2 protein-coding genes are annotated in these 458 nt (G+C 32.5%); both read left to right on the top strand.

The annotated features are described in order from the left end of the window. Nucleotides 1-329 (top strand): gliding motility-associated C-terminal domain-containing protein (locus tag LBV24_RS15395; protein WP_224479489.1); only part of this gene is annotated, 329 nt, incomplete at its 5' end. A 9-nt stretch (nt 330-338) separates the two neighbouring features. After that, on the top strand, nt 339-458 hold a 120-nt coding region (locus LBV24_RS15390), incomplete at its 3' end, for a type IX secretion system membrane protein PorP/SprF (RefSeq protein ID WP_224479490.1).

The raw sequence follows: 458 nt of genomic DNA, 5'->3' as shown, positions 1-458 counted from the left end.
ATGATGATTGTGTGGTACTCGCTTGTGGTAAGGATAATGTTGTAATATCTAAAACGGTTACAGCTAATGGTGACAACTATAATGAGTTCTTTACACTTACAGGTGTTGAAGATTGTGGATTCATCATTGAATTACAAATCTTTAATAGATGGGGTGCAAAAATATATGAGTCTAATAATTATCAAAATGATTGGAATGGTTATTCTCATAACTCATCAGTAGGAAGTTCTGGTAAAGTCCCAACAGGTACTTACTACTACGTTATTAATTTAAGAAATAGTGGACTAGAACCATTTGCTGGTCCTATCTACGTTGCAACAGATAAATAAACTTAACCAATGAAACTGAATAGATTTTTAAGTATTGTAGTTTTTATACTAGGAATTTCTGCCTCTTTTGGACAGCAGTTACCTCAGTTTACACAATACATGTTTAATACCATCTCAATAAATCCAGCT

It is taken from the genome of Winogradskyella vincentii (assembly GCF_020166345.1).
Taxonomy (GTDB): Bacteria; Bacteroidota; Bacteroidia; order Flavobacteriales; family Flavobacteriaceae; genus Winogradskyella; species Winogradskyella vincentii.
This window is presented reverse-complemented; position numbering and strand designations above follow the sequence as displayed.